We start from the raw sequence: 14248 nt of genomic DNA, 5'->3' as shown, positions 1-14248 counted from the left end.
CGGGCAGGCATGCGGAACCAGGCCCCTGCCGGGGCCGGTTGTCGCTCCCTCACTCGATGGGCGGTCGCACACGTGTCCGACGTGGCGCGCCGCCCCGGCCACCCCCGCTCGCCGACGGCCTCTTCGAGCCGGCCGGTTCGGCGGACACGGCCCTCGCGCCGGTGGTCAGTCGGCGGGCCGTGCGTCGGGGGTGAACCCGGGTGGTGCTCGTTGCACCGCCAATGAAGCTACGGGCGCTACCGGGCCGCTTCAAGCAGTTCTTGGACGCCGCAGGTCAGTTGACTGTTACCGGCGGTATTGATCATGAAAGCGTCCCCGATTCGACCGGATTCGACCGCATATTCAGGCCCAAACGATCGATTTCCGTGCCCTCGCTCACACCGAACGGGATGTGAGGGTTCCCACATCGTCCACAGGGAGCCACCGCCGCCCGACGCTCCGTCACCGCGGTGATCGGAGTTCCCGGTTCCGCGGGCCGTCGACGTGGCGTTCACCACGCCCACTACCCAGCGTCATCAAAAAGCCACTCAGATCACCGCACGCGATCGGTCCGTACCAGGACGACATGCGCCGTCAGAACCCGTGCGGCGGACGGCCGAAGGCGTTCTGACCGCCCTTCGGGGGCGGCCGGCGCCCCGTCAGGAACCCGCTACCGCGCGCCGTCCAGGCCCGCGTCCCGGGCCAGCAGCGCCGCCTGGACGCGGTTCTCGCACCCCAGCTTGGCGAGGATCCTGCTGACGTACGTCTTCACCGTCGCCTCGCTCATGTGGATCCGGGCGCCCGCGTCCGCGTTGGACAGCCCCTCCCCCAACAGCGCCAGCACCTCCAGCTCACGCCCGGTCAGCACCTCCAGCCGCCGCCGGGCGTCCGCCCCGCGCGCGGCGGCCGGGCCGGACCGCCCGGCGGCCAGCGAGTCCACGATGTGGCGGGTGGCGGCGGGCGAGAGGAAGGCGTGTCCGGTGGCGGCCGCACGGACCGCCTGGATCAGCTCGGCCGGCGCGGTGTCCTTCAGAAGGAAGCCGGCACCGCCGTCGCTCACGGCGCGCAGCACGTTGTCACGCTCCCCGAAGGTGGTGAGGATCAGCGCCCGCGCGCCGGGGGCGCTCCTCGGCAGCTCGGCGAGCGCCGTCAGCCCGTCCATCACCGGCATCTGGATGTCCAGCAGGACGACGTCCACCCGGTGCGCGCGGGCGAGTTCCAGGGCCTGCCGGCCGTCGGAGGCCTCGGCCACCACGTCGATGTCGTCGGCCGAGGACAGGATCATCCTGATTCCGGCCCGGATGAGCGGCTCGTCGTCGGCGACGAGGACTCGGATCACTGCTGGTCATCCCCTTGGGCTGGTCCTGACGGCGTGGCACAGGATCCCCCCGGTGCTGCCGGGGACCATCCTCACACCTCCGCGCACCGACGCGGGACCGGCCGACGCGGGACCGGCCGGACCTCCCGGCCCGGCGGGTTCCGCACGACGGCTCCGCACGACGGCTCCGCGTGGAGGCTCCGCGTGGCGGGCGGTGTCAAGGCGACACGTTGTAGTGCTTCTTCTCCACCAGCACACCGTCCTTGAAGCAGAACCGGACGACGTTGTCGCCCTCCCAGCCGTCGCCGTCGGTGTCGGAGAGGAAGTAACGGCAGGAGGAGTCGGCCGGCGGGGTGGGTCCGCCCCGTTCCAGGTCCTTGGTGAAGAAGCTGTTGCCCGGCGGGAGCATCCGCCTCACGTCCGCCTCCGCCGTGCCCACCTCCACCGAGTCGTACAGCGGCCGCCGCACGGTCGAGTCGTCGGTGGCCCGGATGAAGGCGACGACGCCCCACACCACCAGCCCGAGCACGGCGAGCAGCACCACGGCCCCGCCGATCGCGCAGCCGATCGCCGGGCTCCGCCGCCGAGGCGGTGCGGCCTCGACCGGCGGAACGCCGTCCAGCGCCCAGTCCGGCACCTCCCCGGGTGCACCCGTGCCTCCGCCGACGGGACCGCCGGCGACGCCCCCGGCCCCTTCCGCCCCCTCGTACGGCAGCACGGCGGCCAGCCGGAACCCGGCCTCCGGCGTCGGCCCGGCGTGCACCATGCCGCCGACCAGCCGGGCCCGCTCGCGCAGTCCGGTCAGCCCCTGCCCGCCGCTGACGACCGTGGTGGCGCGCCCGGCGCGCACGCCCACGGGCTCGGGCGCTCCCGGATTCACCACCTCCACCACCAGCGCGTCCGGCTCGTACCGGAGCGCGATGTTGATCGGCGCGCCCGGCGCGTGCTTGTGCGCGTTGGTGAGCGCCTCCTGAACGATCCGGTAGGCCGCGTGCCCTGCGGACGCGGCGAGCGGGCGCCGCTCGCCGTCCCGGACGAAGGCGACCACCGTGCCGGCCGCCCGCGAGGACTCGACCAGCTGCTCGATCCCGTCCACCCCACCGGCGCCGCCGACGCCCGGCCCGACGCCCGGCCCGGCGCCCGCTCCCGCGACGGCCGGCGCGGCGGTCGACTCGTCGTGCAGCACGCCGACCACCTCCCGCAGCTCCCGCATCGCGGCGACCGCGGCCAGCCGGAGCACGCCCACCGCCTCGCGCTGCCGGTCGCTGAGGGTCCGGTCGACCTCCAGGGCCCCGGAGTGGACGGAGATCAGGGCGAGCTGGTGGCCCAGGCTGTCGTGCATGTCCTGGGCTATCCGGTGCCGCTCGCGCAGCCTCGCCTGGTGGGCGACCATCGCCCGCTCGCGCAGCAGCTGCTCGTTGCGCTCGCTCAGCGCGTCCATCAGCGCCCGGCGCTGCGCCCGGTACCGGCCCCAGAGCGCGGGCAGCACGGCGAGCAGCAGGAAGCCGCCCAGCGACAGGCCGACCACCAGCTTGACCGGCGCCTGGTCCATGTCCTTCACCACGCTGGACGCGGTGATGAGGACGAAACCCACCGTGAAGGAGCCGGCCAGGACACCGACCCTGGTCACCCGGGCACCGGCCGACCAGCCTGCGCAGACGAGCAGCGGCAGCGGCCCCCCGCACCAGCCGCTGGCCGCCGCGGTCGCCACCAGGACGGTCGCGGGCAGGCCCCGGCGCAGCAGGAAGAGGACGGCGACGAGGGGAGCGACCGGGACGGCCAGGCCGCTCCTGCTGAGCACCTCGATCATCAGGGCGAGCCCGCCGAGCAGGATCGCGCCGATCCCCTCGCGCAGCACCAGCCCGAGCCGCCACGGACCGGGCAGCGCGGTTCGTACCGCCTTCGACCAGGCTCTTGCTATGACGTCCACCCAGTGAGGCTAACGAACCGGACGGCGTGACCGCCGCCACCCTTCGTCGCCTGCCGGTCCGACGAAAGTCGCGCACCCGGCGGACGCTCGGCGGGGCCCCCGCCTCACCGGTAGGCGGTGAGCAGCAGCGCCACGTCGTCGACCCGGTGCGTCGAGCCCACCTCGTGCAGCAGCCGCTCCGCCAGCCGGTCCAGGACCTCGACGCCGTCGCCGGCCGACCCCGCCGCCGCGCCGTGGCCCGCGACCGCGGCGCGCAGCCGTTCCACGCCCTCGTCGATCGCCGCGGCCGGGTCCTCCACCAGCCCGTCCGTGTACAGCACGAGCAGTGAGCCGGGGGCCAGCCGCAGTTCACTGACCGGGTACTCGGCCCGGTGGTCGACGCCGAGCAGCGGCCCGCCCGCCACGTACAGCGCCTCCGTACGCCCGTCCGGGTGGCGCAGCACCGGCGGGAGGTGTCCCGCCCGGGCCACCAGCGCGTGGCCGTCGCCCGGTGTGAGCCGGATCAGGCAGCAGCTGGCGAGCAGCCCGGGGTCGAGGTCGAGCAGCAGCTGGTTGGTCCGGGCGAGCACCTCGTCCGGCGGGTGGCCGACGGTGGCGAAGGCCCGGACGGCGCTGCGCAGCTGGCCCATGGTGGCGGCCGCGCCGACGCTGTGGCCCTCGACGTCGCCGATGACCAGGGTGAGGTCACGCCCGGTGACGATGGCGTCGTACCAGTCGCCGCCGATCTCCATGCCCTGGGTGCCGGGCAGGTAGCGGGCGGCGATCCGGACCTCGTCCAGGCGCGGCAGCCGGTGCGGGAGCAGCGCCTGCTGGAGGCCGCGGGCCAGGGCGAACTCGGCGTCGTAGAGGCGGGCGCGTTCCAGGGCCTGGGCGATGAAGCCGCCGAGGGCCGTGAGCAGGCCGCGTTCCTCCAGCGTGAACGAGCGGGCCCGGTCGAAGCCGAGGATGCAGCTGCCGACCGGGTGGCCGGAGGCGATCAGCGGCAGGAAGGCCCAGGCGCCCATCTCGTCCAGTTCGATGCCGGGGTAGGCGGCGGCGAGCTGCCCGACCGACTCGAAGAAGATCGGGGTGCCGGTGCTGAGCGTCTCGGCGCCGGGCACCCGGGCTCCGATCGGGGTGCCCTCGAAGTGGTCGAGGAAGCCGTCCGGGTAGCCGCTCTGCGAGACGAGGTGCAGGCGCCGGTCCCGGACGGCGTAGATGGCGAGCTCCTGGCCGCCGAGGGCCGGCAGGATCTCGTCGGCGACCGCCCGGCAGACCTCGCGGACGGTGACGGCCTCGCTGAGCGCGCTGGCCAGCTGCAGCAGGTGGTACATGACGCCGAGGCCGGTCCAGGTGCCGGGCGCGGGCTCGGCGGGCGGTTCGGCCGCGCCGGGCGGGGGCACCGCGGCGACCACCCGGCCGGTGACGCCGTGGGCGTCCGGGTAGAGCGAGAAGGCGAGCCAGTGGTCCGGCGGACGCCGGGCGAGGAAGGCGGTGGGCTGCTGCGAGAGCAGCGAGGCCCGGTAGCGGTTCTCGTACACCGGGTCGGACAGCCAGGGCAGCACGTGCCAGGGGTGGTGGCCGAGCAGGTCCTCGCGGCGGGTCTGGAGCAGCAGCTCGACGCTGTGGTTGGCGAAGGTGATCCGGCCGTCCGGGTCGAGCGAGAAGACGCCGTCGCGCAGCCGTTCCACGGCGGCGGCGGCGGCCGTCCCGGTCCGGGTGTCGAGGACGGCGCCGACCAGGCGGCTGCGGCCGTCCGCACCGCTGCCGGGCACCCGGGCCCACAGCTCGACGGGGTACGGGTGCCCGTCCCGGTCCAGGACGCGCAGGCGGGCGGCGAGCACGCGGCCCCGGTCGAGGGCGCCGCGCACGGCGGTCCGGAACTCCGGCAGGTCTCCCGCGGCGATCCGGCCGGCCAGGGTTTCGGCGCGGCCGTCGAAGTCGCCGGGGGCGAGGCCGAAGATCTCGCAGAACTGGTCGTCGGCGGAGACCTCGCCGGTGACCACGTTCCAGTCGAACAGTCCGACCCGGGTGGTGGGCGCGGACGGCGGGGTCAGTTCCACCACGGTGGTGTCGCCGTTGGGCTCGACCGCGCCGCCGGCCGCCTCCAGGCCGGCCAGGCCGTTGGCGAGGCGGTTGGCGACCGTCCGCAGGTGGCGCCGCGCGCCCTCCGGCACCCCGTCGTCGGAGGCCGGCCAGAGCACGCTGAGCACCCCGTACGTGTCGTCGCCGGTGCGGATCGGGACGCAGGCCGAGGCGAAGTCGTAGGGCATGCCGACGGCCAGCTGGGGGAAGCGCCGCATCATGTCCTCGGTGTCGGACAGCGTGACCGTCCGCCCGGTGCGGTAGGAGACCGCTGCCGGCAGCGGCCCGGCGGCGGCGACCCGCCGGAACGGACTGATGATCGACAGCGGCACGCCGGCGATGGCGCAGAGCACCAGCGAGCGCCGGTCGCGCGAGCGGAGGTGGACGGTCGCGCCGTACGCGTCGGTGGTGCCCAGCACCCTCCGGACGGCGACCGCCAGCAGGGCGTCGCGTTCCTGGGCCGCGCCGTCCGCCCCGCCCGGCCCGGTCGCCACCGGGCCCGCGGGTCCGGCCGGATCCGCCCGGACGGGGGCAGCGTGCTCCCGGGGGCGGTGCGGGTCGGATCGCGCGTCCCGGGCACCACCGCCGCTCGGTCGCGGACCGGGCGGGTCCGCCGGCACACCCTGGCGCATCTTCTCTTGCTACGCCGGGCCCCAGGGGCTGTCAAGGCGAACCCACCGGACGCACCGGTCACACGGCCCCCGGGGTGCCCGTGCACCCCGTCCGCGTCACCATCGGCACCATGACCCGCAGCACCTCCGGCCCGACGTCCCCGACCACCGTGGTCAACCTCAAGGGCCACCGCGACGACCCCGCCTACGCCGACGTCGTCTACGTCGGCCGGGCGATGCACCGCGGCGGCTGGCACCTGGCCGCGTCGCCGCTGCACTGCCCGTGGCGGCCGGGGCCGGACCTGCCCAGGGAGCAGATGCTCGCCGACTACCGCGCCTACCTGCTCGCCCGTCCCGCCCTGCTCGCCCTCGTCCCCGGCCTCCGCGGCCACCGCCTGGGCTGCTGGTGCGCGCCGCTCCCCTGCCACGCCCAGGTCATCGCCGACCTCGCCGACCACGGCGTCCCCGCCTGAGCGGGCCGGCGCCGCCGCACGCGGGGCCGGCCGTGCGGTTTGGATATCCTCCGTGGACAGTGCAGCGCAGTGCTGCCCCGGGGGGAACGAGTACCGAGCCATGCCGTCCGTACCGTCCGAACGTTCCGAGAGTGCCGGGCGCGAGCCCGGCGAGGCGTCCTGGCAGTGGGACGGTGAGGGCGGCGGCACCGACGGCGGGCGGGCGGACGTGCTCAGTGGCGGGGGCGGCGGGGAGCGCGGACCGGGGCCGAACCGGCGGCGGCTGCTGCTGGGTGCCGGGGTGCTGGCCGCGGGCGCCGCGGTCTGGGGGGTGTCGCGGTCGTCGGGCGGGCCGGAACCGGCGCCGCCGAAGCCGCTGCCGCTGCCGACCCGGGTCAACGGGCCGGAGCCGCTCTGGACGTACCGGGGACCCGCGCCCATGACGCCGCTGCGGCTCGACGGCCGGCCGAACGCTCCGGTCCACCTCTCCGGGGACGCCCTGCGGGTGCTCGACCGGGACACCGGCGCCGTGACCCGCACGATGGAGTTCCCGGTGTCCAAGGGCGCGCCGGCCGACAGCCCGGTGATCGTCGGCGCCGGTCGCGTCTTCACCACCTCGCCCGGCCACATCGACGCCCGCACGCTGATCGGCCCGTTCGCCGACTGGAGCATGCCGTTGCCCGAGGAGCTGGGCGACCGGGTCACCCTGCTCGGCTGCGACGGAAGCCTGCTCTACGGCCGGGCCGAGAGCCGCCCGCTCGGCCCGGGCGGCAGGCTGTTCGCGGTGAACGCCACCACGCACACCGTGGTCTGGTCCCGCCCGGCCGCCGAACGCGGCGAAGGTCTGGTCGCCGCCCTCGACTGGTCCGGTCGCCTCCTGGCCCGGGACTCGGACCCGACCGCCGGGGTCTCCCTGCTGGACGGCGCCACCGGCCGCCGGCTCTGGGGGGCGGCGGGGAGCGCGGCGTGGTCCGCGATCGACCTGGAGAACCTGTACCTCCCCGACGGGGCGGCCGGTGTGCGGGCCCTGCGCCACGCCGACGGCGTCCCGCGCTGGTCGATCGCCCCCGGCCAGGGCGAGGAGTGGCGCGCCCTGCCTCCGGTGAGCGACGGCACCCAGGTCTACGTCCTGCGGGACAACGGGCTGGTCACCGCGCATGCCGTGGCCACGGGCGAGCAGCTCTGGCGGCACGAGCTGCCGTTCCGCCTCGACCGCCGCACCCGCCCCGTGCTGGCCGGCGCCGAGCTGATCGTCCCCGGCCCGGCCGCCGACGGCCTCCACCACCTGGAGACCGTGTCCGGCCGGGAGTCCCGGAGCTTCACCGACTCCGGCCCCGGCGTCGACGTCTGGTCGGTCTTCACGGACGGCGCGAACCTCTACGGCGGCCACGACAGCGTCCTGTACGCCATGGGCCCGCTGCCCGTCCCGTGACTGTTCGCCGAGGACGAACGGCGGCCGGCCCGGCGCCCGCCCACCCCCACGGCAGGATGACCTCGTGGACGACTCCGTGAAGATTCGCCCGATCTCGTTCGACCGCCTCGTCGAGCTGCTCGCCGAACGGATCGCCGCCGCACCCGGGGCCGACGGGCGCCGGCAGCGGGTGGCCGTCGACGGGGCGGCGGCGGCCCGGCCCGGCGCGCTCGCCGACGCCCTGGTGGAGCCGCTGCGGCTGCGCGGCCGCCCGGCCCTGCGGGTCTCGGCGGCCGACTTCCTCCGCCCGGCCTCGGTCCGGCTGGAGTACGGCAAGCAGGACGCCGACGCCTTCCACGACCTCTGGCTCGACGACGGCGCCCTGGCGCGCGAGGTGCTGGACCCGTTGGAGCCCGGCGGCACCGGCCGGGTGCTGCCGAGCCTGCGCGACCCGTCGACCGACCGTTCCACCCGCGCGCCGTACGTCACCCTGCCGCCCGGCGGCGTCCTACTGCTGGACGGTGCGCTGCTGCTCGGCCGGTGGCTGCCGCTGGAGCTGACCGTCCACCTGTCGCTCTCCCCGGCGGCGCTGGCCCGCCGCACCCCGCCCGAGGAGCGGTGGACGCTGCCGGCCTTCGCCCGCTACGAGGCGGAGACCGTCCCCACCGAGGCGGCCGACCTCACCGTCCGTGTCGACGACCCCCGCCACCCGGCCCTGGTCGAGCGCCCCTGACGCCGGACGGCCCGTTCACCGGCCGCGCCGTGCGCCCACCGGCCGGGCCGCCGGGGCCGGCCCGCGCTGGCAGTACGGGCACCAGAACGCCACCCGTTCCTGCGGCGGGACGCCCTGGCTCGCCGTCAGGACCTTCGTCCCGCAGCGCACGCACGGCCGGTCGGCCCGGCCGTAGACCCAGTGCTGGTGGCCGCGCCGGGTGTCCCCGGTGGTGACGTGGCCGGAGCGCAGCTTGTTGGCGTCGAGGAGCTGCCGGGCCCGGTCCACCAGCCGCTCGGGGCGGGTCAGTTCGCCGACCGGCGTCCACGGCGTGACACCGGCCAGGTAGCACAGCTCGTTGGCGTACACGTTGCCGATGCCGGCCAGGTTGCGCTGGTCGAGGAGGGCCTCGGCGAGCGGCCGGACGGGGTGGGCGAGCAGACGGCGGACCGCCTCCGCCGGGTCCCAGCCGGAGCCGAGCAGGTCGGGTCCGAGGTGGCCGACGGCCCGCTCCTCGTCCCGGGTGCGGAGCAGCTCGACGACGGGCAGCCGGTAGCCGACGGCGGTGCCGCGTTCGGTCCCCAGAACGGCCCGGATCTGCCAGGCCGGTCCGCCGGCCCAGCGTTGGCCGGGGCGGTAGACCTCCCAGCGGCCGTCCATCCGCAGGTGGGTGTGGAGGGTGAGGCCGCCCGCCAGGCGGGTCAGCAGGTGCTTGCCCCGCGGGGCGACCTCCAGCACCCGGCGGCCGGTCAGGTCGGCGGTGGCGTGCGCGGGCACCCGCAGGTCCGCGGTGGTCAGCAGCTGTCCGGCGAGGGCCTCGTGCAGGCGGGCCGCCGCGCGGTAGACGGAGTCACCTTCTGGCATGCCTCCATCCTGCCTCCGTACGGCGGCCCGCCGCACGCCCGGCTACGCGGCGGTGCCCGCGCCGGCGGCCCCTTCGCGGACGACGACCACCGGGCAGGGCGCGTGCTCGGTGAGGTGGCGGCTCACCGAGCCGAGCAGCGCTCCCGAGAACCCGCCGAGGCCGCGGCTGCCGACGACGAGCAGCGCAGCTCCTGCGGCGGCCTCCAGCAGTGTCTGCGCGGCGTTGCCGGGCATGACCGACTCGGCGATCCGGACGCCGGGGTCGTCACCGACGACGCGGGTGACGCTCTCCGCGAGCGTCTTCCCGGCGAGTTCCTCGGGGTTGAAGTCGGGGGCCGGCACGCCCGCCCCGATCCAGCCGTAGAAGGCCGGGTACTCCCAGGCCGCGATGGCCTGGACGGTGCCGCCGACCAGCCGGGCGTAGTCGACGCCCCAGCGCAGGGCCTGCTCCGAGGCGGGCGAGCCGTCCACGCCGACGACGATCCGGGGGTTCGCGCTGTTGGCCATACCGCTGCTCCTTGCTCGACTGCTCTCCCGACTGCACTGCTGTCCCCTCGAACATAGATCAAAGCGGACAAACAGTCGCCATTTGCCACGCCGGGAGCCCAGAATGCTTTCGAACCCTGTGCGATCCGGGCCCGGCGCCGAGGAAGTCCAGGACGACCGGGCAGCCGGACCGCCGGACCGCCCGTCGGGCTGCCGGCCGGCCGGGCCGAAACGGCACCGGCGGGTGCGCGGCCCGATGGCCGTGCACCCGCCGGCGTTCCGGGCGGCGGTCGCCGCGGACCGTCAGGTCCGGTAGGCGGCCCAGGAGCTGGCCATCCTGGCGACCTGACCGGCGGTGAACTGCGTCATGCAGGAGTCGTACGTGTAGTCCATGAAGTTGTGGATCGGGTCGACCCCGGTGGTGGTGCAGGTGTCACGGCCGGCCGGGCACTGGTACGCGGCGCTCTTCTCGGCCGGGGTGTCCGAGACGTAGTCGCCCTGGCCGCTGCAGCCGCCCTGGAAGGTGTGGTAGAGCCCGAGCCAGTGGCCGACCTCGTGGGTGGCGGTGTCGCCCTCGTTGTAGTTGGTGGCCGAGCCGCCGGGGAACGAGGTGTCCAGGACGACCACGCCGTCGTCGGTCGGGTTGGACTGGTAGGAGCTGGGGAAGGTCGCCCAGCCGAGCAGCGACTGGCCGAGCTTGGCGGTGTAGAGGTTGAGGGCTCCCGCCTTGCCCTTGCGCAGCGCGCTCTTCATCGACCGCTCGGCCGAGGAGCCCGGGGTGATGCCGTTGTACCAGGTGGCGTTGTCGGTGTAGTCCGTGCCGGCCAGTTGGAACTGGAACTGGCTGGGGGCGTTGCCCGCACCCTGACCGCCGTACGCGGCGTTCAGGACGGCGATCTGCTTGGTGATCGTGGCGGCCGACAGCTTGCCGGTGGTCCCGGAGTGGACGACGTGCACGTACACCGGGACGGTCGTGGTGGCCGCCAGCGTGCCGGGGGCGAGCAGGGCGTTGCCCCCCGGGGAGAGCGCCAGCTGGGTGACCCGGGCCTGGAGTTCGGCGTCCATGGCCTTGGCCTGGGCGTCGCTGACGGCGTTGGGCTCCTGGCCGGCGGAACCGCCGGCGGGCTTGCGCGCGGCGGCGTCCTGGCTCGCGTCACCGGTGCACTCGGCGGCGGCGACCGGGGCCCCGGGGGCCGCGGTGGCGGTGGAGAACGTGGAGGGGGCGGCGAACTGGGTGAGTCCGAGGGCCGCGGTGAGGGCGGCCGCACCGAGGAACCTTGCGGCGGCACGCGAGGGCACGCGAGCAGAACGACGCATCTGCGCTCCTGAGGGGGAGTTGTGGGGGACGGCGGTTGAGGGGGGCCGCCGAGCTCAGGCTACGCAGAGTCGCGTGTACGCGTCAGACTCGTTCCGGCCTGGAACTTCTGACGACATATCAGACATAATCCGGAAGTTTGAGCGGTCCGACCCGGCCGCACATCGAGCATTTCCCGTCGCGCGCATGCGCACAGTACCGGCCCCGGTCTGTCCGAAAGTTGACGCCCCGTCGGCTCCGTGGAGCGGCGACGGCCCTCGCCGAGACTACGACGCCACGAAGACGATCTCCCGGAGGGCGCGCGCACCGGCCCGGTCGAGTACCACCGCCGAGGCGCAGCCGGCCGGCGGCTCCCCCGTCCCCGCCAACCGTCGGCGCAGCCGCCGGCCGGCCTCCCGGTGCCGCGCGAAGGCGTACGCGGAGACCGCCTGGCCCCGGGCCTGCTGTCCCTCGCGGGCCTCCTCTGCGCTGGCGTCCAGCAGGATCAGGTGCACCCGCCTCCCCTGCCGCGCGGCCTCCCGGACCAGCCACTGCCGGACGTGCGGTACCGCCCCGCAGTCGTGCACCGCGAGCGGGCCGCCCGCCAGCACCGCGCGCCGCAGCCGACGGTAGTGGGCCACCCGGACCACCGGCCGGTAGACCGCGTAGGGCAGCCAGCCGGGCACCCGGGCCGCGTACTCCTCGCGGACCTGCTGCGAGTCGACCAGCAGGGTGCGGACGCAGCGGCGCATCAGCGTGCTCTTCCCGCTGCCGGGCAGCCCGGAGACCACCAGCAGGTCCCCCGCCGGGTAGTGCAGCACGGCCGGCCGGGCCCGGCTCTGCCGGAGGTCCTGCAGCCCGCGGGGGCGCAGCACCGTCCCGGCGGGCTCCGGCGACACCCCTCGACAGGCCGTCCGCGGCGCCGGCACCCTGGCGCCGGACTCGCCCCCGGCCTCGGGCGGCGCGACCGCGGCGACGGGCCCGGCCGGTGCCCCCGCGGTCGCGCCCGCCGGTGCCCCGGGCCCGGGCTCGCCGCCGGTCCCGTTCCCCGACCGACTCACCGGCTCCGCCCCGGGCCCGGCCGCGGGCCCGGAATCGGCCGGTCCGGACAGGTCCGGCATCCCCAAGACCCTGACGTCCGCCATCGGCTCTCCCCCTGACTCCCCGCCGGCCCGAACGCTGCCCGGCTCCGTCTCCCGAAGAGCCTTCCCCCTTCAAGAGAAAGTAAAGACTAGTGGTCAGCCCCGGTCCGGGCCGAGTCCTTTACCGCTCCAGGAACGTCACAGAAGCGCACCGGGCACGTCACAGCGCCCCGGCCGGGCACGGCTGGGCCGGAGGCCCGGGGAGGCTCGGCGACCCCCCGGGACGCGTGGCGGCGGCTCCCCCGGCGCCGGGGCGCGCGTCCGGTGGAGCCGCCGGGCCGCGGCCGGACTCAGCCCAGCTGCGGGGCGATCCGGGAGGCGATCAGCTCCAGGTGGTCCAGGTCGTCCAGGTCCAGGATCTGCAGGTAGACCCGCCGGCTGCCGACGGCGGCGAACCGGCCGAGCCGCTCCACCACCTCGTCGGGCGTGCCGGCCAGGCCGTTGGCCTTCAGCTCGTCCACGTCACGGCCGATCGCCGCGGCCCGGCGGGCCACCTCGGCGTCGTCCCGCCCGACGCAGGCGACCAGGGCGTTGGAGTACACCAGGTCGTCGGCCTGCCGCCCGGCCCGCTCGACGGCCGCGCGGACCCGGCCGAACTGGGCGGCGCTCTCCTCGACCGAGACGAACGGCAGGTTGAACTCGTCCGCGAAGCGGGCGGCCAGCGCCGGCGTGCGGGTCGGGCCCTTGCCGCCGACCAGGACCGGGATCTTCTGCTGGACCGGCTTCGGCAGCGCGGGCGAGTCGGTCAGCCGGTAGTACTCCCCGGCGAAGTCGAAGGTCTCCCCGAGCTTGGTGTTCCACAGCCCGGTGACGATCGCCAGCTGCTCCTCCAGCCGCCCGAACTTCTCCTTCGGGAAGGGGATGCCGTACGCGCTGTGCTCCTCCTCGTACCAGCCGGCGCCGAGGCCGAACTCGACCCGGCCGCCGCTCATCGCGTCGACCTGGGCGACCTGAATGGCGAGCACGCCGGGCAGCCGGAAGGTGGCGGCGGTCATCAGGGTGCCGAGGCGGATGGTGCTGGTGTCCCGGGCCAGGCCGGCCAGGGTGATCCAGGCGTCGGTCGGGCCGGGCAGGCCGCTGACGTCGCCCATCTTCAGGTAGTGGTCGGAGCGGAAGAAGGCGCTGAAGGCACCCAGCTCCTCGGCGGTCCGGGCCACCCGGAGCAGGGTGTCGTAGTCGGCGCCCTGCTGGGGTTCGGTGAAGATTCGAAGATCCATACCGGCCATTCTGGTACAGACCACCCCGTGCTCATACCCGTTTCACCGATTCCGGCGGCGGTCGGGCCGGTGAACGGCCGGCGACCGGAGCGGCGCCGGGGCCGGGACGGCGGGGGTCCGGCCCGGGGACCGGGCGCCGACGGGCGCGGTGACCGGCCGGGGCCCCGACGGGCTCGGACGGCCGGGCCGCGGGGTGGCCAAGGTCTCAACACGGAACCGCAACGAGGGGCCGTTCCCGCCGCCCCGCTCGCCTACCGTGGACGGATGTTCGCCACGCCCGACGGATCCCACCGGGGTTCCCCCGACGACTCCGACCCCTCCCACCGGCCGGCCGGCTGTCCGCTGCCCGGGATCGTCGCCGCCTTCACCCCCCGGCTCGCCGAGTTCGCCTTCGAGCCGGGCTTCGTGGCGGCGGTCGACCAGCACACCGCCGAGCTGCGCGAGCTGCTGTACGCGCAGGGGCCGGAGCTTTCGCCCCGGCCCCTCGACCGCGAGGAGCTGTCGGACTACGCGCTGGGCTTCCTCGACGCGCTCACCGAGATCGGCTGGCGCGAACCGGTCGGGTACGACTTCGCCGTGTACCGGCTGACCGCGATCTGCTGGCTGGTCCGGGAGCAGGGTCTGCTGCCCGCCTGAGTCCGGCACGCGCGGTGACCCGCCCGCCGGGCCCCGGCCCCGCGCGGCGCCCGGGCCCCGCCGGCCCGCGCGCAGCCCCCCGGCCCGCCCCGCCGGCCCGGGGCGGTGGCCCGAGCCCGCGGTGCGGGCGGG

The 14248-nt window shown here is 75.5% G+C and carries 12 protein-coding genes; 4 read left to right on the top strand and 8 right to left on the bottom strand.

Annotated elements, in window-relative coordinates; all coding sequences use genetic code 11:
- Positions 1–649: 649 nt before the first annotated feature.
- The 3 genes from ACFWIC_RS17655 to ACFWIC_RS17645 form a co-directional block, all read right to left on the bottom strand.
- On the bottom strand, positions 650–1318 hold the full coding sequence (locus ACFWIC_RS17655) for a response regulator transcription factor (protein ID WP_329881779.1): 669 nt from the start codon (positions 1316–1318) through the stop codon (positions 650–652).
- Between the two features lie 196 nt (positions 1319–1514).
- Positions 1515–3227 carry a sensor histidine kinase gene (locus ACFWIC_RS17650; RefSeq protein WP_380519276.1) on the bottom strand — a complete coding sequence of 571 codons (1713 nt, stop codon included), beginning with the start codon at positions 3225–3227 and terminating at the stop codon, positions 1515–1517.
- Between the two features lie 104 nt (positions 3228–3331).
- On the bottom strand, positions 3332–5785 hold the full coding sequence (locus ACFWIC_RS17645) for a SpoIIE family protein phosphatase (RefSeq protein WP_380519274.1): 2454 nt from the start codon (positions 5783–5785) through the stop codon (positions 3332–3334).
- Positions 5786–6033: 248 nt separating this feature from the next.
- Between ACFWIC_RS17645 and ACFWIC_RS17640 the strand changes: the two genes are divergently transcribed.
- The 3 genes from ACFWIC_RS17640 (at position 6034) to ACFWIC_RS17630 (ending at position 8498) form a co-directional block, all read left to right on the top strand.
- On the top strand, positions 6034–6375 hold the full coding sequence (locus ACFWIC_RS17640) for a DUF4326 domain-containing protein (protein WP_329881776.1): 342 nt from the start codon (positions 6034–6036) through the stop codon (positions 6373–6375).
- Positions 6376–6475: 100 nt separating this feature from the next.
- A complete protein-coding gene (locus tag ACFWIC_RS17635; RefSeq protein ID WP_380359582.1) occupies positions 6476–7786 on the top strand; it encodes a PQQ-binding-like beta-propeller repeat protein in 1311 nt (436 codons plus the stop codon).
- A 76-nt stretch (positions 7787–7862) separates the two neighbouring features.
- On the top strand, positions 7863–8498 hold the full coding sequence (locus tag ACFWIC_RS17630; protein WP_355404213.1) for a uridine kinase: 636 nt from the start codon (positions 7863–7865) through the stop codon (positions 8496–8498).
- A gap of 15 nt (positions 8499–8513) precedes the next feature.
- Here ACFWIC_RS17630 and ACFWIC_RS17625 read toward each other — a convergent pair whose 3' ends face one another.
- The 5 genes from ACFWIC_RS17625 to ACFWIC_RS17605 all read right to left on the bottom strand — a co-directional run bounded on the left by ACFWIC_RS17625 (position 8514) and on the right by ACFWIC_RS17605 (position 13480).
- Positions 8514–9341: a DNA-formamidopyrimidine glycosylase family protein gene (locus ACFWIC_RS17625; protein ID WP_329881774.1), complete on the bottom strand. Its 828-nt coding sequence runs from the start codon at positions 9339–9341 to the stop codon at positions 8514–8516.
- 42 nt (positions 9342–9383) lie between these two features.
- Complete coding sequence (locus tag ACFWIC_RS17620; protein WP_329951140.1) at positions 9384–9848, bottom strand: universal stress protein; 465 nt, start codon at positions 9846–9848, stop codon at positions 9384–9386.
- Between the two features lie 282 nt (positions 9849–10130).
- Positions 10131–11144 (bottom strand): zinc metalloprotease, encoded by a 1014-nt coding sequence (locus tag ACFWIC_RS17615; protein WP_380359578.1) that lies wholly within the window; start codon positions 11142–11144, stop codon positions 10131–10133.
- Positions 11145–11408: 264 nt separating this feature from the next.
- On the bottom strand, positions 11409–12020 hold the full coding sequence (locus tag ACFWIC_RS17610; RefSeq protein WP_380519271.1) for an AAA family ATPase: 612 nt from the start codon (positions 12018–12020) through the stop codon (positions 11409–11411).
- A 533-nt stretch (positions 12021–12553) separates the two neighbouring features.
- A complete protein-coding gene (locus ACFWIC_RS17605) occupies positions 12554–13480 on the bottom strand; it encodes an LLM class F420-dependent oxidoreductase (protein WP_329881770.1) in 927 nt (308 codons plus the stop codon).
- A gap of 264 nt (positions 13481–13744) precedes the next feature.
- On the opposite strand from ACFWIC_RS17605, the gene ACFWIC_RS17600 reads away from it, so the two are divergent.
- Positions 13745–14116 (top strand): DUF6401 family natural product biosynthesis protein, encoded by a 372-nt coding sequence (locus ACFWIC_RS17600; RefSeq protein ID WP_329951143.1) that lies wholly within the window; start codon positions 13745–13747, stop codon positions 14114–14116.
- Positions 14117–14248: the final 132 nt, after the last annotated feature.

The sequence above is a fragment of the Kitasatospora sp. NPDC127035 genome, from assembly GCF_042726075.1.
Lineage (GTDB): Bacteria > Actinomycetota > Actinomycetes > Streptomycetales > Streptomycetaceae > Kitasatospora.
This window is presented reverse-complemented; position numbering and strand designations above follow the sequence as displayed.

What these genes read in the sequence shown, in the direction of transcription:
- ACFWIC_RS17640 (WP_329881776.1), top strand. Translation starts at nt 6,034, where the DNA reads ATGACCCGCAGCACCTCCGGCCCGACGTCCCCGACCACCGTGGTCAAC.
- ACFWIC_RS17635 (WP_380359582.1), top strand. Translation starts at nt 6,476, where the DNA reads ATGCCGTCCGTACCGTCCGAACGTTCCGAGAGTGCCGGGCGCGAGCCC.
- ACFWIC_RS17625 (WP_329881774.1), bottom strand. Translation starts at nt 9,341, where the DNA reads ATGCCAGAAGGTGACTCCGTCTACCGCGCGGCGGCCCGCCTGCACGAG.
- ACFWIC_RS17620 (WP_329951140.1), bottom strand. Translation starts at nt 9,848, where the DNA reads ATGGCCAACAGCGCGAACCCCCGGATCGTCGTCGGCGTGGACGGCTCG.
- ACFWIC_RS17615 (WP_380359578.1), bottom strand. Translation starts at nt 11,144, where the DNA reads ATGCGTCGTTCTGCTCGCGTGCCCTCGCGTGCCGCCGCAAGGTTCCTC.
- ACFWIC_RS17605 (WP_329881770.1), bottom strand. Translation starts at nt 13,480, where the DNA reads ATGGATCTTCGAATCTTCACCGAACCCCAGCAGGGCGCCGACTACGAC.
- ACFWIC_RS17600 (WP_329951143.1), top strand. Translation starts at nt 13,745, where the DNA reads ATGTTCGCCACGCCCGACGGATCCCACCGGGGTTCCCCCGACGACTCC.